22 protein-coding genes are annotated in these 18,713 nt (G+C 62.9%); 19 read left to right on the forward strand and 3 right to left on the reverse strand.

Annotation, left to right across the window (positions count from 1 at the left end; translation table 11 throughout):
- Both ABW22_RS06745 and ABW22_RS06750 read right to left on the reverse strand, forming a co-directional pair.
- Positions 1-273 (reverse strand): transposase (locus tag ABW22_RS06745; protein WP_162264476.1); only part of this gene is annotated, 273 nt, incomplete at its 3' end.
- 61 nt (positions 274-334) lie between these two features.
- Positions 335-733 (reverse strand): hypothetical protein, encoded by a 399-nt coding sequence (locus ABW22_RS06750; protein ID WP_059753752.1) that lies wholly within the window; start codon positions 731-733, stop codon positions 335-337.
- Between the two features lie 156 nt (positions 734-889).
- Here ABW22_RS06750 and ABW22_RS06755 point away from each other — a divergent pair, with 156 nt between their 5' ends.
- Together ABW22_RS06755 and ABW22_RS06760 are read left to right on the forward strand one after the other, a co-directional pair.
- Complete coding sequence (locus ABW22_RS06755) at positions 890-1,261, forward strand: thioredoxin family protein (protein WP_059753755.1); 372 nt, start codon at positions 890-892, stop codon at positions 1,259-1,261.
- Positions 1,254-1,718, forward strand: a complete 465-nt coding sequence (locus ABW22_RS06760; protein WP_059753759.1) for a putative toxin-antitoxin system toxin component, PIN family — start codon at positions 1,254-1,256, stop codon at positions 1,716-1,718. The genes ABW22_RS06755 and ABW22_RS06760 overlap by 8 nt, the downstream gene beginning before the upstream one ends.
- Here ABW22_RS06760 and nhaR read toward each other — a convergent pair.
- Positions 1,697-2,602 carry a transcriptional activator NhaR gene (nhaR, locus tag ABW22_RS06765; protein ID WP_059753761.1) on the reverse strand — a complete coding sequence of 302 codons (906 nt, stop codon included), beginning with the start codon at positions 2,600-2,602 and terminating at the stop codon, positions 1,697-1,699. The genes ABW22_RS06760 and nhaR overlap by 22 nt on opposite strands.
- A 141-nt stretch (positions 2,603-2,743) precedes the next feature.
- Here nhaR and htpX point away from each other — a divergent pair, with 141 nt between their 5' ends.
- The 17 genes from htpX to ABW22_RS18315 all read left to right on the forward strand — a co-directional run bounded on the left by htpX (position 2,744) and on the right by ABW22_RS18315 (position 18,599).
- Positions 2,744-3,619, forward strand: coding sequence for a protease HtpX (gene htpX / locus ABW22_RS06770; protein WP_059753766.1), 876 nt, complete (start codon positions 2,744-2,746; stop codon positions 3,617-3,619).
- A gap of 137 nt (positions 3,620-3,756) precedes the next feature.
- Positions 3,757-4,719, forward strand: coding sequence for a TerC family protein (locus ABW22_RS06775; protein WP_059753769.1), 963 nt, complete (start codon positions 3,757-3,759; stop codon positions 4,717-4,719).
- A complete protein-coding gene (locus tag ABW22_RS06780; protein ID WP_059753773.1) occupies positions 4,716-5,147 on the forward strand; it encodes a rhodanese-like domain-containing protein in 432 nt (143 codons plus the stop codon). Before ABW22_RS06775 ends, ABW22_RS06780 begins: the two co-directional genes overlap by 4 nt.
- Positions 5,144-5,830, forward strand: a complete 687-nt coding sequence (locus tag ABW22_RS06785; protein ID WP_059753777.1) for a VC0807 family protein — start codon at positions 5,144-5,146, stop codon at positions 5,828-5,830. The genes ABW22_RS06780 and ABW22_RS06785 overlap by 4 nt, the downstream gene beginning before the upstream one ends.
- A 107-nt stretch (positions 5,831-5,937) precedes the next feature.
- Complete coding sequence (locus ABW22_RS06790) at positions 5,938-6,258, forward strand: amphi-Trp domain-containing protein (protein WP_202813923.1); 321 nt, start codon at positions 5,938-5,940, stop codon at positions 6,256-6,258.
- Positions 6,255-7,340: a hypothetical protein gene (locus ABW22_RS06795; protein ID WP_059753783.1), complete on the forward strand. Its 1,086-nt coding sequence runs from the start codon at positions 6,255-6,257 to the stop codon at positions 7,338-7,340. The genes ABW22_RS06790 and ABW22_RS06795 overlap by 4 nt, the downstream gene beginning before the upstream one ends.
- A gap of 5 nt (positions 7,341-7,345) precedes the next feature.
- The gene (locus tag ABW22_RS06800; protein ID WP_059753786.1) at positions 7,346-7,936 is read left to right on the forward strand and encodes a YqaA family protein; all 591 of its coding nucleotides are present in this window, start codon (positions 7,346-7,348) and stop codon (positions 7,934-7,936) included.
- Positions 7,933-8,769, forward strand: coding sequence for a DUF6671 family protein (locus ABW22_RS06805; RefSeq protein WP_059753789.1), 837 nt, complete (start codon positions 7,933-7,935; stop codon positions 8,767-8,769). Before ABW22_RS06800 ends, ABW22_RS06805 begins: the two co-directional genes overlap by 4 nt.
- A 137-nt stretch (positions 8,770-8,906) precedes the next feature.
- Positions 8,907-10,610: a dihydroxy-acid dehydratase gene (gene ilvD / locus ABW22_RS06810; protein ID WP_059753793.1), complete on the forward strand. Its 1,704-nt coding sequence runs from the start codon at positions 8,907-8,909 to the stop codon at positions 10,608-10,610.
- A gap of 11 nt (positions 10,611-10,621) precedes the next feature.
- The gene (locus ABW22_RS06815) at positions 10,622-12,283 is read left to right on the forward strand and encodes a SulP family inorganic anion transporter (RefSeq protein WP_082708615.1); all 1,662 of its coding nucleotides are present in this window, start codon (positions 10,622-10,624) and stop codon (positions 12,281-12,283) included.
- Between the two features lie 13 nt (positions 12,284-12,296).
- A complete protein-coding gene (locus tag ABW22_RS06820; protein ID WP_082708617.1) occupies positions 12,297-14,990 on the forward strand; it encodes a cation-translocating P-type ATPase in 2,694 nt (897 codons plus the stop codon).
- Positions 14,987-15,463: a phosphate-starvation-inducible PsiE family protein gene (locus ABW22_RS06825; RefSeq protein WP_059753804.1), complete on the forward strand. Its 477-nt coding sequence runs from the start codon at positions 14,987-14,989 to the stop codon at positions 15,461-15,463. The genes ABW22_RS06820 and ABW22_RS06825 overlap by 4 nt, the downstream gene beginning before the upstream one ends.
- A 172-nt stretch (positions 15,464-15,635) precedes the next feature.
- Positions 15,636-15,770, forward strand: coding sequence for a hypothetical protein (locus tag ABW22_RS18255; RefSeq protein ID WP_269083900.1), 135 nt, complete (start codon positions 15,636-15,638; stop codon positions 15,768-15,770).
- Between the two features lie 779 nt (positions 15,771-16,549).
- Positions 16,550-16,675, forward strand: coding sequence for a hypothetical protein (locus tag ABW22_RS18260; protein ID WP_269083901.1), 126 nt, complete (start codon positions 16,550-16,552; stop codon positions 16,673-16,675).
- Between the two features lie 130 nt (positions 16,676-16,805).
- The gene (locus ABW22_RS06835; RefSeq protein WP_059753810.1) at positions 16,806-17,861 is read left to right on the forward strand and encodes an AI-2E family transporter; all 1,056 of its coding nucleotides are present in this window, start codon (positions 16,806-16,808) and stop codon (positions 17,859-17,861) included.
- 52 nt (positions 17,862-17,913) lie between these two features.
- Positions 17,914-18,342: a phosphate-starvation-inducible protein PsiE gene (locus ABW22_RS06840; protein WP_059753814.1), complete on the forward strand. Its 429-nt coding sequence runs from the start codon at positions 17,914-17,916 to the stop codon at positions 18,340-18,342.
- A gap of 110 nt (positions 18,343-18,452) precedes the next feature.
- Entirely contained in the window at positions 18,453-18,599 is a 147-nt protein-coding gene (locus ABW22_RS18315) for a hypothetical protein (RefSeq protein ID WP_330218754.1), read from the forward strand.
- The last annotated feature ends 114 nt before the right edge of the window (positions 18,600-18,713 follow it).

Raw genomic sequence — 18,713 nt, forward strand, 5'->3', positions numbered from 1 at the left:
CGTCAATGACGGCAGAACCAGCCCGGCGACCGTCGCCAGCAGGGCGTCATCGCTCCACTCGGCATCGGCTACCAGATGATGCATCGATTGATGCGCCGACCGCACGTCGTGCGGTCGCACCCGCGCCGCCATCGGCTCTACGCTCTTTCTGCTGCCGGGCAACATCAGCCCTTTCAGATACCAGCGCGCGGGCTGACTGCGATCCACGTGCGACAGCGCTTTTACCAGTTCGTCGCAATACGCTTCAAACCGCGATTCAAGACTCAGCCCCATGCAGACTCCAGCTCGTTAATTCCTATGCCTGAATCATCGCATTATTTATAACACAGTAGAACTAGCGGCGCACCAGCGGCAGTACGCGTGCATCCTGCTGCGGCAGATCGCGTTCGGCGAGCACCAACAGCGCCTTATGAAATTCGCCCGGCAGGCGCTTCATGGTTTCCGCGGCCTGCGGCGCGTAGTGCACCACCTCGAACGGCACGCGTTCGTCGAGCGCACTGCGGGCTTGCGGGCGGAAATGCTGCCAGGCCAGTTCGACCCAGGCCTTGTTCTGGCTGTCGACGAAAATGAATTCCTCCGCGTCCAGCACCGCCATGTACTGCAGGCTGCGGATCGGCACGAACAGACATTGGCCGGCGCGCGCGAGCAGGGTGTGCGCAAGGTTATAGGTGGTGGCGGGAATAAAGTCCGGCAGCCGCGCGATTTCCTGTTCCCGATAAAAGCGTTCTTCCATTGCGTAAAAATAACGCCCTTCGCCCCTTGAGTGAAGCAGTTTTTTACGCCGGGTGTTTGGGTCCGCGCGCTCAGTGCAGGCAGAAAAGGCCGGCCCTTGAGGCAAAATAGGCGGGCTTTGACTTCGAACTGCGACGACCCCAACTGATTTCACGCCATGACCCCTCTACACGCCGCCCCCGCCCCGGACCTGATTTTCGACACCCACCTGGAGCACTTCGACCGCGACGTCATCGAGGCCTCGCACACGCTGCCCATCCTGGTCGATTTCTGGGCCGACTGGTGCCCGCCCTGCCGTGCGCTGACACCGGTGCTGGCGCGTGTCATCGCGCATCACGCCGGCAAGATCCACATGGCCAAGGTCGAGGTCGACGAAGGCGCCAACATGAAGCTTGCCGGGCGCTACGCGTTGCGCGGCTTTCCTACTGTGCTGCTATTCGTCAAGGGCGAGATCGTCGGGCGCTTTTCCAGCGCCAGGTCGGAGCACTGGGTGCGCGAGTTCATCGCCGAGCACACCGATATTGAATAAGCCTTTGCTGGTAATCGACACCAACGTGGTGCTCGACCTGCTGCATTTTGACGATGCGACTGCCCGCCCCTTGCGGTTTGCGCTGGAAGACGGACGCGTGCGCTGCGTGGTGACGGATGCCACGCTGGAGGAGTGGCGGCGCGTGCTGGCTTATCCGGAATTTGGTCTGGATGACGCGCGGCAGACGGCGCTGTTCTCGCGCTATCAAACGCTGGCAGGGACTGCTAAGGCTCTTGAAATGTGCGCCGGCTTGCCGCGTTGCAGCGATCCCGACGACCAGAAATTTATCGAGCTGGCCGCCGCCGTCCGCGCGCAGGGGCTGGTCAGCAAGGATCGCGCGGTGCTTAAGCTGCGTCGCCGCTGTGCGCCGGTTTTCCGGGTGATGACGCCGGCCGAGGCAGTGCGCTGGCTGGATAACACCGTAGCCTGTGGGCGTCAGTCCGCATCCTGCGGCTGAAACCGCCGTCGCGCCGCCTCGCTCACCGCCACCACCGCCGGGTGGCTCAACCGCCGCTCCACCGAAATGGCGAAAAAGCGTTCGCGTATCTCCAGCGTCTGCCCCAGCTCGACCACCTCGTATTGCCGCATCACCTCCTGCGCCGTGGTCAGCGGCACCGGGAACACCCCCGCGCCGGCCTGGCCGAAGGCGCTCATCAGCGCGCTGTCGTCGAATTCGCCGACGATGGTGGGCTGGATGCCGCGGCGTTCGAGCCAGCGCAACAGGGGTACGCGCAGCGCACTGTCCTCGCCTGGGATCAGCAGGGGCGCCTCATGCAGATTGGCAGGAAAGTCCTGCCCCAGCGTCTCGGCGATCGCGCGCGCGGCCAAAAAGGCAATGCCGCATTCGCCCAGCGGGTGGCTGTAGCCCTTGATGTCCATGTTGGACGGCAGCGGGCGGTCAGCCAGCACCATGTCGAGCCGGTGGATGGAAAGTTCGGCAGCCAGCTGCTCCAGCCGGTCTTCCTTGCATACCAGCTTGACTGGTTCAGCCAGGGTGAGGGCAGGGGCCAGCAGCTGATAGGCGATGGTTTTGGGTACCACGTCGGCGATGCCGACGCGGAATGGATGAACGCGCGCCGCAAGGCGGTTTTGCAGGGCTTCCTCGAGTTCGGCGCCGACGTCGAAAATTTCGTCGGCGTAGGTCAGCGCGGTGCGCCCGGCATCGGTCAGTTCGAGCCGGCGTCCGGTGCGGCGGAACAGCGCGACCCCCAGGCGTTCTTCCAGGATGCTGATTTGGCCGGACAGCGTCTGCGGCGTCAGGTGCAGTTTCTCGGCGGCCCGGTTGATGGCGCCGGTTTTGGCGACGGTGCGGAAGTAATGCAGGTGCTTGTAATTCAGCATGGCGTACTAACAGTTCGATAAAATCGAACAATAGCAGTATAAAAATCGAATTTTATTGTTTGTTTCGCATCTATATTCTGATGTGTATCTATGAAAGGGGCGTTTGCCTGCAACAGCCCCGGGTTTTAACAGGAGAACACCATGAAGCGCATTGTTTTATTCCTCGCCACCAACATGGCCATCGTGCTGGTGCTGTCGCTCACCATGCGCCTTTTGGGCGTCGAGCCCTATCTCACCGCAAACGGGTTGAACCTGACCTCGCTGCTGATCTTCGCCGCGGTGATGGGTTTCGGCGGCTCGTTCATCTCGCTGGCGATTTCCAAGTGGATGGCGAAAAAATCGATGGGCGTGCGGGTGATCGAAACGCCGTCGAATTCGACCGAATTCTGGCTGGTTGAGACGGTGAAGAAATACGCAGCCGACGCCGGAATCGGCATGCCAGAAGTCGGGATTTTCGATACGCCCCAAGCCAACGCTTTCGCCACCGGCATGAACAAAAACAACGCGCTGGTCGCGGTGTCGTCTGGTTTGCTGCAAGCAATGACGCGCCAGGAAGCCGAAGCCGTGCTCGGGCACGAAATCGCCCACGTCGCCAACGGCGATATGGTGACGCTGGCGTTAATCCAGGGCGTGGTGAACACCTTTGTGATGTTCCTGTCGCGCGTCATCGGCCATACCATCGACCGTGTGGTGTTCAAGAGCGAACGCAGCGGCGGCCCGGCATTTTTCGTCACCATGATCATTGCCGAACTGGTGCTGGGTGTCCTCGCCTCGATCATCGTCATGTGGTTCTCGCGCAAGCGCGAATTCCGTGCCGATCTAGGTGGTGCAAGCCTGGCCGGACGGCAAAACATGATCGCTGCGCTGGAGCGTTTGGACAGCCTGCATCCGGCACCACTGCCAGAGAAAATGGCGGCCTTCGGCATCAGCGGGAGCGGGGCGTCCGGCATCAAGCGTCTGTTCATGACGCACCCGCCGCTGGAAGAGCGCATCGCTGCCCTGCGCGCGGTGCAGTAAGCCTGCCCAGTCAGCCAACCCCGGCCCGTTTGACGATTACATCACCGTTGGCGGGGACGTGTCAGGCTGGCGCGGCGCCTGACCTCCCCAGCCTGACGGGGAATGGTTTCGAATCTTTTTAGAAGTTGAACACGCAGATGAATAACACAATCTCCATTGGCGAACCCTGGATGTGGGCGGCCTTCATCGCCTTTGTGCTGGTCATGCTGGCGCTGGACCTGCTCGTATTCGGCGGCAGGAAAGCGCATAAAGTCAGCGTCAAGGAGGCGGCCAGCTGGTCGCTGGTGTGGGTGAGCTTGGCGCTCGCGTTCAACGCTGGTCTGTGGTGGTATCTGAGTGGCACGGTCGGGCCGGAAATCGCCGACCGCAAGGCATTGGAATTTCTCACCGGCTATCTGATCGAGAAGTCGCTGTCGGTGGACAACGTGTTCGTCTTCTTGCTGATCTTCACGGCCTTCCACGTCCCCGCCGAATATCAGCGCCGGGTACTTCTCTACGGCGTGCTGGGCGCCATCGTGCTGCGCGCGGTGATGATCCTGGCCGGGGCCTGGGTGGTGCAGGAGTACAGCTGGGTACTGTATATCTTCGGCGCCTTCCTGGTCATCACCGGCATGCGCATGCTGGTGATGGCGGAAAAGACGCCCGACCTGGAGAAGAACCCGGTGCTGAAATTCGCGCGCCGCCATCTGCGCATCAGCGACGGCGATCACGGCGAGAAATTCACCGTGATGAAGGACGGCGTGCGCTATTTCACGCCGCTGTTTCTGGTGCTGATTCTGATCGAGGTCACCGATCTGGTGTTCGCGGTGGATTCCATTCCCGCCATTTTCGCTATCACCACCGATCCCTTCATCGTCTTCACCTCCAACATCTTCGCCATCATGGGCTTGCGGGCGCTGTACTTCCTGCTCGCCGACGTCGCGGATCGCTTCCATCTGCTTAAATACGGCCTGGCGATGGTGCTCACTTTCATCGGCACCAAGATGCTGATCATGCCGTGGTATCACGTGCCGGTGGCGGCCTCGCTGGCCATCGTCGCGGTGTTGATCGGCACCAGCGTGGTCGCCAGCCTGATCGCCACGCGCAAGGTGACGAAATGAGCTGGCCGCGCTTGTTCGGTGCCCTGTTGCTCGCGTTCGCCCTCGGCGGTTGCGCCAAGCCGCCCTATACCCACGTCGATAACAGCGAGTTGAAAACCCTGATCGCCCAGGGCGTGCCCGTTTACGACGTTCGCCGAGCGGAGGAGTGGCGAGCAACCGGCGTGGTGGAAGGCAGCCACACACTGACTTACGTTGACGCCGCCGGTCGGCCGAATCCGGAATTCCTGACGCGTTTTACCGCCGAGGTGGGCAAGAACGACCCGGTCGTGCTGATCTGCCGCACCGGCAACCGCACCGATAAGCTGGCGCGCGAGTTGATGGAAAAACACGGCTACACCCGGGTTTATAACGTGCGCGACGGCATCGTCGGCTGGATCGGTGAGAACAACCTTGTGGTCAAGACTGAAACGCAAACAACACCGCCATGACCGACGCCGCCAAACCCAACCCGCTGATCGAACTGCTGATCACGCTGGTCATCCCTTCGCTGATCCTGATGAAGTTCAGCGATCCGGAGAACCTGGGGGCCGTCAACGCGCTGCTGCTGGCGCTGGCTTTTCCGCTGGCCTGGGGCGCGCGGGATTTGCTTGCGCGGCGCAAGCTCAACCTGTTCGCCGCCCTGGGCCTCATCAGCATCCTGCTCACCGGCGGCATCGGCCTGCTGCAACTGGATACGCAATGGCTGGCCATCAAGGAAGCGGCCATTCCGGGCTTGATCGGGCTGGCCGTGGCTGTTTCCGCCCACACCCGCACCCCGCTGGTGCGGGTGCTGCTGTTCAGCCCGGCGTTGATGAACGTCGCGCGGATACAGCAGAGCCTGGACGAGCGCGGCAACCGCGCGGCCTTCGAAGCCCGCCTGAAGCCCGCCACCTGGATGCTGGGTGGCTCCTTTTTCTTCTCCGCCGCCATGAATTATTTTCTGGCGACCTGGATCGTCGTGAGCCCGTCCGGCACGCCCGCCTTCAACGAGGAGCTGGGCCGCCTGACCCTGTTGAGCTATCCCATGATCGCGCTACCGTCGATGCTGATCATGATGGCGGCGCTCTACTATCTGGCGCGCACTATCCGCGAACTCGCCGGGCTGAAACTCGCCGAGGCGCTCAAACACTGAAGCAGTGGAAGCTTTTATGTGTCCACGTTTTAACCGAACGGGCATGGCGAATCGCCGCCCCAGACAATGAACCAAAAGTAGGCGCCTCCAGGCGACAGCGCTTCGCCATGCCCGTTTCCCTCTCTCCTTGCTCTCTCCCAGCGGGAGAGAGGGACGCGGGCTCGCTTCGCGAGTTTTACTTTAACGAATGGGCAACCAGCATGAACAGCAAACCTGAACGAGATGTGGAAAAAGCCTACCCCTTGCCGGAATTCATTGCGAAGTTGCGGCGCTTAGCCGATGCGCTCGAACAGGGCGAACGCTTTGAAATCCAGATTGCAGGCGAAAGAATCTCGGTGCCTGTCCGGGCGATTTTCAATATCGAACACGAACGCGAAGGCGAGTCGGAAGAAATCGAATTCCAGATTAAATGGGAGAACCCGCAATGAATCCAGAACAGCAAAAATCCATCCTCGCCATCGCCCTGTTTGCTGCCTTCGCCGATGGCGCCAAGCACGACCGTGAGCGCGAGGAAATCCGTCGCATCGCTGAGTCCCTGGGTGGCGAACCAGAGGGGGGAGCCGCGCGCAGGGCTTCGCCCGGCGCGGCGGGGGGATTCATCCCCCCGGAACCAGGTGCGTCCGATCTCGCGCGCCTCTATCAGGACGTGCTGCTCAAGCGCATCAGCCTGGAAGCGGCCGCCGCCGCGCTGACCGACCCCGGCGAGCGCCAGTTGGCCTATGAAATGGCGGTGTGCGTGTGCGACGCCGATGGCCGTCAGAGCGAGGCCGAGCAACGCTTCCTGACCGAGCTGAAAGTCCTGCTCAAGCTCGATTCCGGGCAGGCCGAAGCCTTCGAGCGCGAGGCCGACGCCATCGTCGAGCTCAGCGAGGCTGTGGCGCCCGCCGCCGCTGTAGTCGCCGCGCCCGGCCCAGCGGAGTCGTTGGCGGCTAGGCCGCCTTACGAATCCGGCGTGCCCCTTGCGGGTGCGGTGGTGGCGGCCCAGCCGAACGTGACCGAGGCGGAACTGGACAAGTCCATCCTTAACTATGCCCTGATGAACGGCGCGCTGGAACTGCTGCCGCAGTCCTGGGCCTCCATGGCCATCATCCCGTTGCAGATCAAGATGGTCTATGGCATCGGCAAGGCCCACGGGGTCAGCCTCGACCAGGGTCACATCAAGGAATTCATCGCCGCCGCCGGGGTCGGCCTCACCTCGCAATATCTCGAACAGTTCGGCCGCAAGCTCCTGGGCGGGCTGCTCGGCAAGGCCGCCGGCAAGACCTTCGGCAATATCGGCGGCGCCGCCACCGGCATGGCCTTCTCCTTCGCTACCACCTACGCCCTGGGCCAGTTGGCCAAGCGCTATTACGCCGGCGGGCGGGTGATGGGCACGGCAGTGCTGAAAGACACGTTCCAGAACCTGCTCGGCCCGGCGAAACGGATGCAGACGCAATACCTGCCGCAGATTCAACAGAAGGCGAGCACGCTCGACGCCGGCCAGATCATGGCCATGGTGCGCGGGGCCTGACGGCCATGCGCATCTTCTCCCCGCTCTACCGTCGCGCGATGACCTGGTCGCGGCACCGGCACGCGCCGTGGTATCTGGGTGGCATGAGCTTCGCGGAATCGTCGTTCTTCCCGATTCCGCCGGATGTGATGCTCGCGCCCATGAGCCTGGCCAACCCGTCCAAGGCCTGGCGCTTCGCCCTGATCACCACGCTGGCGTCGGTGGCCGGCGGCCTGTTCGGCTATGCCATCGGTCATTACGCCTTCGATGCCATCGAACCCTGGCTGCGCGCCTCCCAATATTGGGACAGCTATCAGGCGGCAGTGGGCTGGTTCGAGCACTGGGGTTTCTGGGCGATCTTCGTCGCCGGCTTTTCGCCCATACCCTACAAGGTTTTCACCATCGCCGCCGGCGCCCTGTCGATGGCGCTGCTGCCCTTCACCCTGGCCTCGCTGATCGGGCGCGGCGCGCGCTTCTTTCTGGTCGCCGGGCTGATGGCCTGGGGCGGTGCGCGCATGGAGGCGGCGCTGCATCGCTACATCGACCGCCTGGGCTGGGCGACCGTCGCCCTGGTGGTGGCTGGCGCGTTGCTCTACCAGTGGGCAGGCATGTCATGACCGGATCGGCGCCGGCGGAGCCCGCTGCGTCCGTTGTCGGGCCGTATGCCGGCCAGCGCATCGCCCTGCTCACGCAGCACGGCAAGGAAGGCGTGATCGCCTCGGTGCTGGATGCCGCGCTGGGCTGCCGGGTCGAGCGGGTGAGCGGCTTCGATACCGATACGCTGGGCACCTTCACGCGCGACATCCCGCGCCCCGGCACCCAGCGCGAGGCAGCGCGCCGAAAAGCGCGTATCGGCATGGAATTGTCCAGCCTGCCGCTGGGCCTGGCGAGCGAAGGCGCGTTCGGGCCCGACCCGATGACGGGGATGTTTGCGTGGAACGTGGAGCTGCTGGTGTTCATCGACGACGAACGCGGCATCGAGGTGACGGGTGTGGCACGGGGCAAGACGAATTTCCCCCACCTGCTGACGACCGATTGGGCTGCGGCCAAAGCTTTTGCTCAGCAGGCAGACTTCCCCGCGCACCATCTGGTGATGCGCCCCGAGCGCGAGGACGACCCGCGCATGCACAAGGGGATCGCCGCCTGGGCGGAGCTGGAAGCTGCCTTTATCTCGGCGCTGGCGGAATCGGCCAACGGGCAGATATTCGTCGAAACCGACGTACGCGCCCACGCCAATCCCACGCGCATGGACAACATCCGTCTCGCGACCGAGGACCTGGCGAAAAAGCGCAGTTCGCTCTGCCCGGGCTGCGGCACCCCGGGATTCTGGATCGTCGAACGCGTGGCCGGGCTCCCGTGCGCAGATTGCGGCGCACCCACGCGCGAGACCCGCGAGCAGACCGACCGGCAATACGCCGAACCGGGCCGCTGCGACGCCTGCAACCCCTGACGCTCGCATGAGACCATGACGCTTTAGCGATTTCGTGAAAGCTGGCGGAGTGAACCCGCACCGGTTCGTTTGCAAGATTTCACCCGAAAAGTCCTCAAGCACCCGCTTTGGGCACGGCTCACATCAGGAGATAAGTCATGTCCGACAACCGCAGAAGCAAAACCGTCACCCAGGGCGTGCAGCGCTCGCCCAACCGTGCCTTGCTGCGTGCGGTGGGCTTCGGCGACGGGGACTTTGACAAGCCCATCGTCGGCGTGGCGAACGCGCACAGCACCGTCACGCCGTGCAACATGGGCATCGGCGGGCTGGCTGCGCGTGCTGAAGCCGCGTTGAAAAAAGCCGGTGCGATGCCGCAGATGTTCGGCACCATCACCATCTCGGATGGCATTTCGATGGGCACCGAGGGCATGAAATATTCGCTGGTGTCGCGCGAGGTGATCGCCGACTCCATCGAAACCGTGTGCAGCGGTCAGAGTATGGACGGGGTGCTCGCTCTCGGCGGCTGCGACAAGAATATGCCGGGCGCGATGATCGCTATCGCGCGCATGAACATTCCGGCGATATTTGTTTATGGCGGCACCATCAAGCCGGGCCATTACCAAGGCCGCGACCTCACCATCGTGAGCGCGTTCGAGGCGGTCGGTGAGTACACCGCGCATAAAATTGACGAACACGATCTGCTGGAAATCGAGCGCCGCGCCTGTCCGGGCGCGGGTTCGTGCGGCGGCATGTTTACCGCGAACACCATGTCTTCGATCTTCGAGGCGATGGGCATGAGCCTGCCGTATTCCTCGACCATGGCGAACGAGGATGAAGAAAAGGCCGTGAGTGCGGAGCAATCTGCGGAAGTGTTAGTGAATGCGATTAAAAAACAAATCCTGCCGCAACAGATATTGACGCGCAAGGCGTTTGAAAACGCGATTGCGGTGGCCATGGCGGTGGGCGGCTCCACCAACGCGGTGTTGCATCTGCTCGCCATCGCGCACGCCATGAAAGTGCCGCTCACGATTGATGATTTCGAGACTATCCGTGCGCGCGTGCCGGTGCTGTGCGACATCAAACCGTCGGGTCGTTATGTCGCCACCGATCTGCATGTGGCGGGCGGTATTCCGCAGGTAATGAAAATATTGCTCGCGCACGGCGTATTGCACGGCGACGCGCTCACCATCAGCGGCCAGACCGTCGCAGAAGTGTTGAAAGAGTTACCGCAACAGCCGCGCCAGGATTATGGCCTGCAAGGCCGGTATCCTTTAGGGCAGGATGTGATCCGCCCGTGGAATAATCCCATGTATGCGCAAGGACATCTCGCCATCCTCAAGGGCAATCTCTCGCCGGAAGGCTCGGTGGCAAAAATCACCGGCTTCAAGCTGGTCAAAATCACCGGCCCGGCGCGCGTGTTTGAATCCGAGGAGACTTGCATGGAAGCCATCCTGGCACAGAAAATCAAGCCCGGCGATATCGTGGTCATCCGCTACGAAGGCCCCAAGGGCGGGCCCGGCATGCGCGAAATGCTGTCGCCCACCTCCACCCTCGTCGGCGCGGGCCTGGGCGACAGTGTGGGATTGATCACCGACGGGCGATTTTCTGGCGGCACCTACGGCATGGTGGTGGGCCACGTCGCGCCCGAAGCCGCGGTCGGAGGAAATATCGCGTTGGTGCAGGAAGGCGATTCCATCACCATTGATGCCGATGCGCGCCTGCTCCAGCTTAATGTGCCCGACGAAGAAATCGCGCGCCGACGCAAAGCCTGGCAACCGCCCGCGCCGCGTTACACACGCGGCGTATTGGCCAAGTACGCCAGACTGGTGTCGTCGGCGAGCCTGGGCGCGGTGACGGATTGAAGCCATGCCCCATGCCTGAGCGAACGATGCTGGACCGCCTGCGGCGCTGGTCTCCCAAAACGCTCAAGGCCGACCTGTCGGCCGGGCTCACCACCGCCCTGGTCGCGATTCCCGACGGCATCGCGTCGGCCATTCTGGCCGGACTCAATCCGATTCACGGCCTGTACGCGCTGATGATCGGCACGCCGATTGCGGCCATGCTGGCGAGCTCGCATTTCATGGTTGTGGCCAACACGGGCGCGCTGGCGGTGGCGACCGGCAGCGCGCTGGGCGAATTCAGCGGCGAGGCCAAAGTGCAGGCGCTGATCGTGCTGGTGGTGCTGGTCGGCCTCATCCAGCTTGGCCTGGGTCTGCTGCGTCTGGGCGGCCTGGTGCGCTTCGTGGCGAATGCCGTGCTGATCGGTTTCATGACCGGCATCGCGGTGCGCATCATCATGAGCCAGCTCGGCGAATTGAACGGCTATCACGCTGAAGGCGGCAACGCCGTCATGCGCACGCTCGACTGGATCGGCCACCTGCATTTGTCCGATCCCTGGACCAGCGCGATCGGGCTGGGGACGCTGGCGCTGATTGTGCTGCTCAACCGCACCCGCGCGGCGCAGTTGGCGATGGCCATCGCCTTGGTCGTGGCCACGCTCGGCGTTTGGCTGGCCGGGCTCGACAGCGTGGCGACGCTGAACGACACCGCCCTGATTCCCGGCGGCTTTCCCGCGCTGGTGCTGCCGCAGTGGAGCCTGGTGGTGGCGGTGTTTCCGGCCGCCGCGGCGCTGGCGATCATCGGCCTGGTGCAGGGGGCGGGCGTGAGCAAGACCATTCCCAATCCCGACGGCAGCTATCCTGATATCTCGCGCGACTTTTCCGCCAAGGGCGCGGCCAATATTGCGTCCGGCCTGTTTCAGGGCATGCCGGTCGGCGGCGCGATGTCGGAAACCGCCGTCAGCATGAAGGCCGGTGCGCGCTCGCGCTGGGCCGGTATTTTTTCAGGCGGCTTCATTATCCTCGCGGTGTTGCTGCTGGCAGACGGGGTCGGCTACCTCGCCATGCCCGCGATTGCCGCCTTGCTGGTGATGGCCGGAATCGAGGCGATCAAGCCGGCGCGCATCAACGATGTCTGGCATTCCGGCTGGGAGCCGCGCGTCATTCTGCTGGCGACGTTTATCGCCACGCTGGTGCTGCCGGTGCAGCAAGCGGTGTTCATGGGAGTGGCGCTGTCGATGCTGCATTACCTGTACGCCTCGTCGGTGGACGTGCGCATGGTCGGCATGACGCCGCTTTCCAACGGCTCGTTTGCCGAGCACCCCGCACCGGCGCAGCTGCAACCCGGGCAGATCGTGGTGCTGGCGGCGTATGGCAGCCTGCACTTCGCCGCCGCCGCCACGCTGGAGAAAAAATTGCCTGACGCGGCACCCGGCGCTTGCGTCATCCTGCGGCTACGCGGCGTGCAGCGCGCGGGCAGCACCCTGGTGACGGTGATCGAGCAATACGCGCACACGCTCCGGCGTGGCGGCGCGACCCTCATGCTGGCCGAGGTGAGCCCGCAGCTTTATGCCCAACTGGTGAAAACCGGCACCATCGAAATGTGTGGTATTGATCGAGTGTTCATCGAAGAGGCCGATGTCTTCGCCGCGACCCGCCGTGCATTGCAGACGGCGGCGCCTGTTCCGCCCATTTGAGGAAGGCAGAGACATGACAATGACAGAACCCAGCGCGACCAAGCCCTGGCATGCCCAAAACGCCGACCAGGTCTGCGCCGACCTCGAGACCAACCCGGCACGGGGGCTGACCCCGGACGAGGCGACGCAGCGGCTGACCCGCCACGGCCCCAACCGCCTGGCTTCGATCCCGCCGCGCCCGGCCTGGCTGAAATTTCTCGACCAGTTCAGGAACGTGCTGGTGATGGTGCTGCTCGGTGCCGTTGTGCTGGCTGCCGCGATTGGCGATATCAAAGACGCGCTGGTGATTTTGATCGTGGTGGTGTTCAACGCCGCTTTGGGCTTCTATCAGGAGCACCGCGCCGAGGCGACGCTGGCGGCGCTGAAAAAAATGCTGGCGCAGCACGCCCGGGTACGGCGCGGCGGACGGGTGCTGGAAATCCCCGCCGAGGAGCTGGTACCGGGCGACCTCGTGTTGCTCGAAGCAGGCGACCGGATTCCCGCCGACGGCCGCGTGCTGGTGTCGCACAACGCCGAAGTGGCCGAAGCGGCGCTGACCGGCGAATCTCACGCCGTGGGCAAGCACGCCGAGGCGCTGGCGCCCGGCGAACACCCGCTGGCCGAACGCTTCAACATGGCGTACATGAACACCGTGATCACCCGTGGCCGCCTCGAGCTGGTCGTGACCGCCACCGCCATGGACACCGAGATGGGTCGTATCAGCGGCCTGTTGAATGCGGCGAAGGAAAGCGCCACGCCGCTGCAGATTCAACTCGATGCGTTGGGCAAGCGCCTGGCTCTCATCGCCGGCGTGGTGGTGAGCCTGATTTTTGCGCTCGGTATTCTGCGCGGCGATCCGCTGGTGCAGACCATCATGACCTCCATCGCCCTGGCCGTGGCCGCCATCCCCGAGGGGCTGCCGGCAGTGGTGACAGTGACCCTGGCGATCGGCATGCACCGCATGGCGAGGAATCGCGCCATCGTCAAAAAACTGTCGGCGGTGGAAACCCTGGGCTCGACCACGGTGATCTGCTCGGACAAGACCGGGACGCTGACCCTCAACCAGATGACCGCGCGCCAGCTGTTTTATCGCGGGCGGCGCTTTGCCGTGAGCGGCGAGGGCTATTCCGGCGAAGGCGAAATCAGCGTAGGGGAGGGCGACCCGCTGCCCGATTTCCTGCCCCTGCTCACCCCGGCGGCGCTATGCGCCGATTCCCGCATCCGCGACGGCCAGCTCATCGGCGACCCCACCGAGGGGGCGCTGCTGGCGCTGGCCGCCAAGGGCGGGGTGGATCAGGAAACGGCGGCGGAGCACAGCCCGCGCCTCGCCGAAATTCCCTTCGATTCGGCGCACAAGTTCATGGCCACTTTTCACCACGATGGCGAGCGGGTGCGCATGTTCGTCAAGGGCGCGCCCGACGTGTTGCTGGCGCGCGCCAGCAGCTTTCTCGACGCGGCGGGCGAGGCGCCGCTGGACGACCCGGCCCGCGCCGCCTTTGAGGCCGAGAACGCCGCTTTTGCCGGGCAGGCCATGCGCGTGCTGGCGGTGGCCAGCCGCGACATTCCGGCACACGACTTCAACCCCACCGGCGATTTGATGGCCTGGGCAAACAGCCTGGTGCTGACCGGCCTGGTCGGCATCATCGACCCGCCCCGCCCCGAGGCGCGAGATGCGATTCGGCTGTGCAAGGATGCCGGCATCCAGGTCAAGATGATTACCGGCGACCACGCCATCACCGCCGCCGCCATCGCCCGCGAACTGGGCTTGGAAGGCGCGGTGCTGACGGGTGCGGAACTTGATCGCATCGATGTCGCCGAGCTGTCACGGCACATCGAGGAAACCACGGTATTCGCGCGCGTCGCGCCAGAACATAAAGTCAAAATCGTGCAGGCGCTGAAGGCGCGCGGCCACGTCGTCGCGATGACCGGCGACGGCGTCAACGACGCCCCGGCGCTAAAAAACGCCGACATCGGCATCGCCATGGGCATCGCGGGCACCGAAGTAACCCGCGAGGCTGCCACCATGGTGCTCACCGACGACAACTTCGCCACCATCGTCGGCGCGGTCAAGGAAGGCCGCACCATCTACGACAACATCGTCAAGTTCGTGCGCTTCCAGCTCTCCACCAACGTCGGCGCCATCCTCACCGTGCTTGGCGCGCAGTTGCTGGGCCTGCCGACGCCGTTCACCGCGATCCAGATCCTGTGGATCAACATCATCATGGACGGCCCGCCCGCCATGACCCTGGGTTTGGAATCGGCCCGCCCCGGCATCATGCTGGAGCCCCCACGCCGTGCCGACGAACGCATTCTGTCGCTGGCGCGCTTCAAGCGGCTGCTGATGTACGGCATCATCATGTCGGCAGGCACCCTGGGGCTGTTTTATTATGCCCAGGCGCGCGGCGAGGCCTACGCGCTGACGCTGGCTTTCACCACCTTCGTGTTGTTCCAGTTTTTCAACGTGTTCAACGCCCGTGCCGAGCATCATTCCGCTTTCAACCGACAATTTTTCAGCAACGGCAAGCTGTGGGCGGCGCTGGCCACGGTAGTGGGATTGCAGGCGCTGGTGGTGCACTGGACACCGGCCCAGGCCATCTTCGATACCACGGCATTGTCCGCGCAGGACTGGGGGCTGGCGTTCGCGGTGGCCTCCTCCATCCTGCTGCTGGATGAAGGCCGCAAACTGATGTTGAAATTACTGCAACGTAGCCACCGGAGGCCTGCATGAACCAAAACACTGATTCATCCCCATCCCTGAAACTCGTGGACGATCCCCTCATTCGTGGGCTGACAATATCGATACGCTATGCCGTGCGAATTCTGGCGGTGCTGATGGTGTTGGTGATCTGGTGGGGGGTTGCGGATGTAGTCTACGTGCTGTACGAACGCATCTCCACCCACCCCTACTATCTACTCAACATCAGCGATATATTTGCCACCTTCGGCGCCTTCATGGCCGTGCTGATTGCGATCGAAATTTTCATCAACATCGCCAGTTACCTGCGCGAGAACGTCATCCATATCAAGCTCGTCCTGGCCACCGCCTTCATGGCCGTCGCCCGCAAAGTCATTGTGCTGGATTACAAGGAAGTCAGCGCCGAGTATGTGTTCGCCACCGCTGCGCTAGTGCTCGCATTGTCCGTGGCCTATTGGCTGGCCGTGGTGAAAAATACTTCCATAGAAAGCCACGGCGAACTCTAAGGGGCGCTAATCGATACCCGCTACCACGCAGTTGATTATTCAGCCATGGCAAAAGGAACTCCCATGAAACCCACGCTACTATTTCTCGCCGCCAACCTCGGCATCGGCGACGGCATGGGTAGCGGTTTGGAATACCCGTTCACGACCCATCCGCCGCTCTGATGACCGGCTGGTGAAAACCGGCACGGTCGAAATCTGCGGCGCCGAACGGGTGTTCATCGAAGAGGCCGATGTATTCGCCGCGCCCCTCCGCGCGTTGCAGGCAGTGGGGTCTGTTCCGCCTATTGTGAGGAAGACAGAAACCTGACAACAACAGAACCCACTGCGACAAATCACTGCATGGGCAAAGTGCCGACCCGATCTGCGCCGACATCTACGGTGGTCTCGAATGCGAGTACCGTTGGACGCGCGAGCGGGTCCGCGTGGCACTTGCCGGCCCGGGGTGGTGCGACTAACAATCCCTGATGCGCCAGGGAATCGGATGACCGCGCTCCCGCAGATACGCTTTCTCTTCCATCTTTTTTGGAATCGCGATGCAAAAAATTGAACACTTCCTCGAACGCTTCATATTCGCCAGTCGCCGGCTGCTGGCGCCGCTCTATGTCGGACTGGTGGGGGCCCCGCGCTGCTGCTGTTCAAGTTCGTCAAGGAATTCATCAACTTGCTGCCGTTGGTGGTGACGGGCGAGGGCGGCCAGGCCATGGCGGGTGTGCTCACCCTGGTGGATGTGGCGCTGATCGGCTGGTTCTTTGGGCAGGCGCAAAGTAAAAACTGGACGGGCGCCATACCCGAGGCGGCGCGCGGGGCATTGGAACAGGTTGAACAAGCCGTGCCCGGCGCGCGCGCGCAGCTGGGCGCGTTCGTGCCCGCCCTCATACCGGAGGGCATAAAAGCGCAACTACGCAGCCGCAACGCGACGTTTCCGGCACGGATCTGGGTCCGGTGGCGCGCTACCCGGGTCTCGCGCGCACCTACTGGCACCGGGAGGGTAAACAGGTCACGATTGAATACGAAGGCGAGGCGGACTACGCTGCGGTGCTCGACCACTACACCTAGGGGTTCGCCGCGCGGGGCTACGCCCAGGCCGTGCAATCCGCCACGCCAGAGGCCGAGACGCACGCGTACACCAAAAGCCGCGAGCGCATCACCCTGAAAATCACGCAACAGCCCAAGGGCGGCATCAGCGTGCGTATCGAGACCCTCCTGCGTTGACAGGTTTTATTCCCAAAGTCAGGCACGCGCGCTCGGCTGCGGGCATTGGAGCGGGCATTGGAATAGCGCATCGTGATTGTTTGATGCCGATCAGTTCCTGAATTGGGTGCGCATCCGGTAAGCTTGTCGTATGCCAATTAACATCGACTCCCCACTCGCTCGCCGTGTTGCGGCATTGGCTTTTCTGATTTTAATTTTCGGCCTCACCTACTGGGTGTTGTCGCCGTTTTTTGCTTCATTGGCCTGGGCGGGGATTCTGGCGTATGTGACCTGGCCGCTCCAACAATGGCTGTGCCAACGCCTTCCAGAGCGCCAGAATATCGTTGCGTTGCTGATGACGCTTGGCGTGGCTGCAACCCTGTTGCTGCCGTTAGTGTGGGTGATGTTCACTGTGGCGATGGATGTGTCGGCGGCTACAGCGACCATCAAGCAGATTATGGCTCATGGACTGCCGCCGCTTCCTGTAGGGGTCAATGCGTGGCCGGGCGGAGCGTGGATCGTCGGGCAATATCAACGCATCCAGGGCGATCCGCTATGGCTGCTCGCGCAAATTGATGCGTTGGGTCTCACCGATGTTGCTTCGCTAAAAGGGATTGCCGGTGAGGTTGGGCGCAACGCAGCGAAGTTCGGCTTGGCGGTGTTCGCACTATTTTTTCTGTACCGCCACGGTTTCAGCGTACTGGCACAGTTCCGCGGCGTGGCCACGCGCTGGCTGGGCGAGGCGGCGCGCGGCTACATCCAGTCAGTTGGCGTGACGGTGCGCGCCGTGGTGTTTGGCATTGTGCTCACCGCAGTGGCGCAGGGGGTGCTCGCCGGACTGGGCTACTGGGTGGCGGGGATTGAAGCGCCGGCATTGTGGGGCGCGATAACCGCCCTGGTGTCGCTGATCCCTTTCGTTGGCCCGGTGGTATGGATTGGACTATCGATCGGATTGTTGGCGCATGGCGAAACCCAGGCCGCGCTGGGCCTGTTTTTGTGGGGCGCGCTGGTGGTGAGCTGGGTCGATAACCTGATCCGCCCGCTGGTCATCAGTGGGCCGACGCGGATTCCGTTTTTGCTGGTGTTTCTGGGCGTGCTAGGCGGCCTCAATGCTTTCGGCCTGATCGGCCTGTTTCTGGGGCCGGTGCTGCTTGCGGTGTCGGTGGCCATTTGGCGCGAATGGTCGGTGCATGCGCGTTCGAAATGAGTGCTGACACGTCCCCGATGGTATCCTTACGCCTCACTCTTTCGACGCCGCCATGAACCCCGCCAAAGACCGCCAATTATCGCGTCTGGCACTCAATGTGCTCGGTGTGTTCGAGGCCATCGGCCTCGTCGTCATCACGCTGGCCACCCTGGTGGCGGCCGCATTCGAAGTGGCGACCATGGTCGATGCCAGAACGGTATCGCTGGCCGATCTGCTGTTGCTGTTCCTGTACCTGGAAATCCTCGCCATGGTGGGAGTGTATTTCCGCTCTGGGCAGTTGCCGGTGCGTTTCCCCATCTACATCGCAATCGTGGCACTGGCGCGTTACCTGGTGCTCGACATGAAAAGCCTGGATGACTGGCGCATGCTGGGGGTGACCGCCTCGATGCTGCTGCTGGCCATTGCGGTTCTGGTGATCCGCTACGGCCATACGCGCTTCCCCTACAATGAAAATCCGAAAGACACTGACTCGTCGCCATGAACAACAAAATGACCTACCCTGGGTTTCATCAGGCAAGCACAGCCTCACCATGCTGGCGCGCGTCGTAATCGACGGCTGGCTGTTCGGTTTCATTCCCGAAACCGAGGAATGTGCCGGCTGGAGTTTGGGATAAATACAGTAACCTGCCGAGCCGCCTTCCATCCGGGCTGCGCGAGCGTCACGAAGCCCTCTATAAAGTGGCGGTGGATGGCGCGCGCGAAAAAGGCTGGGACCCCGAGCTTGGCGACGACGAATAAATCCCGGGCAGGATGTTCCTGCCGTCTGCAACTTGTCTGATCCCCGCTGATGGAACTCACTCCGCCGTTACTGCAACTTGCCACCCAGGCGCTCGATCGGGTGCTGGACTTCAA

It is taken from the genome of Thiobacillus denitrificans (assembly GCF_001530125.1).
In the GTDB taxonomy this organism is placed as follows: Bacteria; Pseudomonadota; Gammaproteobacteria; order Burkholderiales; family Thiobacillaceae; genus Thiobacillus; species Thiobacillus denitrificans_C.

Excerpts from the sequence above, each read along its gene's own strand:
- ABW22_RS06790 (WP_202813923.1), top strand. The coding sequence starts at position 5,938 with ATGCCCGTTTCCCTCTCTCCTTGCTCTCTCCCAGCGGGAGAGAGGGAC.
- ABW22_RS06835 (WP_059753810.1), top strand. The coding sequence starts at position 16,806 with ATGCCAATTAACATCGACTCCCCACTCGCTCGCCGTGTTGCGGCATTG.
- ABW22_RS06805 (WP_059753789.1), top strand. The coding sequence starts at position 7,933 with ATGACCGGATCGGCGCCGGCGGAGCCCGCTGCGTCCGTTGTCGGGCCG.
- ABW22_RS06820 (WP_082708617.1), top strand. The coding sequence starts at position 12,297 with ATGACAATGACAGAACCCAGCGCGACCAAGCCCTGGCATGCCCAAAAC.
- ABW22_RS06840 (WP_059753814.1), top strand. The coding sequence starts at position 17,914 with ATGAACCCCGCCAAAGACCGCCAATTATCGCGTCTGGCACTCAATGTG.
- ABW22_RS06785 (WP_059753777.1), top strand. The coding sequence starts at position 5,144 with ATGACCGACGCCGCCAAACCCAACCCGCTGATCGAACTGCTGATCACG.
- ABW22_RS06780 (WP_059753773.1), top strand. The coding sequence starts at position 4,716 with ATGAGCTGGCCGCGCTTGTTCGGTGCCCTGTTGCTCGCGTTCGCCCTC.
- nhaR (WP_059753761.1), bottom strand. The coding sequence starts at position 2,602 with ATGCTGAATTACAAGCACCTGCATTACTTCCGCACCGTCGCCAAAACC.
- ABW22_RS06800 (WP_059753786.1), top strand. The coding sequence starts at position 7,346 with ATGCGCATCTTCTCCCCGCTCTACCGTCGCGCGATGACCTGGTCGCGG.
- htpX (WP_059753766.1), top strand. The coding sequence starts at position 2,744 with ATGAAGCGCATTGTTTTATTCCTCGCCACCAACATGGCCATCGTGCTG.
- ABW22_RS06750 (WP_059753752.1), bottom strand. The coding sequence starts at position 733 with ATGGAAGAACGCTTTTATCGGGAACAGGAAATCGCGCGGCTGCCGGAC.
- ilvD (WP_059753793.1), top strand. The coding sequence starts at position 8,907 with ATGTCCGACAACCGCAGAAGCAAAACCGTCACCCAGGGCGTGCAGCGC.
- ABW22_RS06815 (WP_082708615.1), top strand. The coding sequence starts at position 10,622 with ATGCCTGAGCGAACGATGCTGGACCGCCTGCGGCGCTGGTCTCCCAAA.
- ABW22_RS06755 (WP_059753755.1), top strand. The coding sequence starts at position 890 with ATGACCCCTCTACACGCCGCCCCCGCCCCGGACCTGATTTTCGACACC.
- ABW22_RS06825 (WP_059753804.1), top strand. The coding sequence starts at position 14,987 with ATGAACCAAAACACTGATTCATCCCCATCCCTGAAACTCGTGGACGAT.
- ABW22_RS06795 (WP_059753783.1), top strand. The coding sequence starts at position 6,255 with ATGAATCCAGAACAGCAAAAATCCATCCTCGCCATCGCCCTGTTTGCT.
- ABW22_RS06775 (WP_059753769.1), top strand. The coding sequence starts at position 3,757 with ATGAATAACACAATCTCCATTGGCGAACCCTGGATGTGGGCGGCCTTC.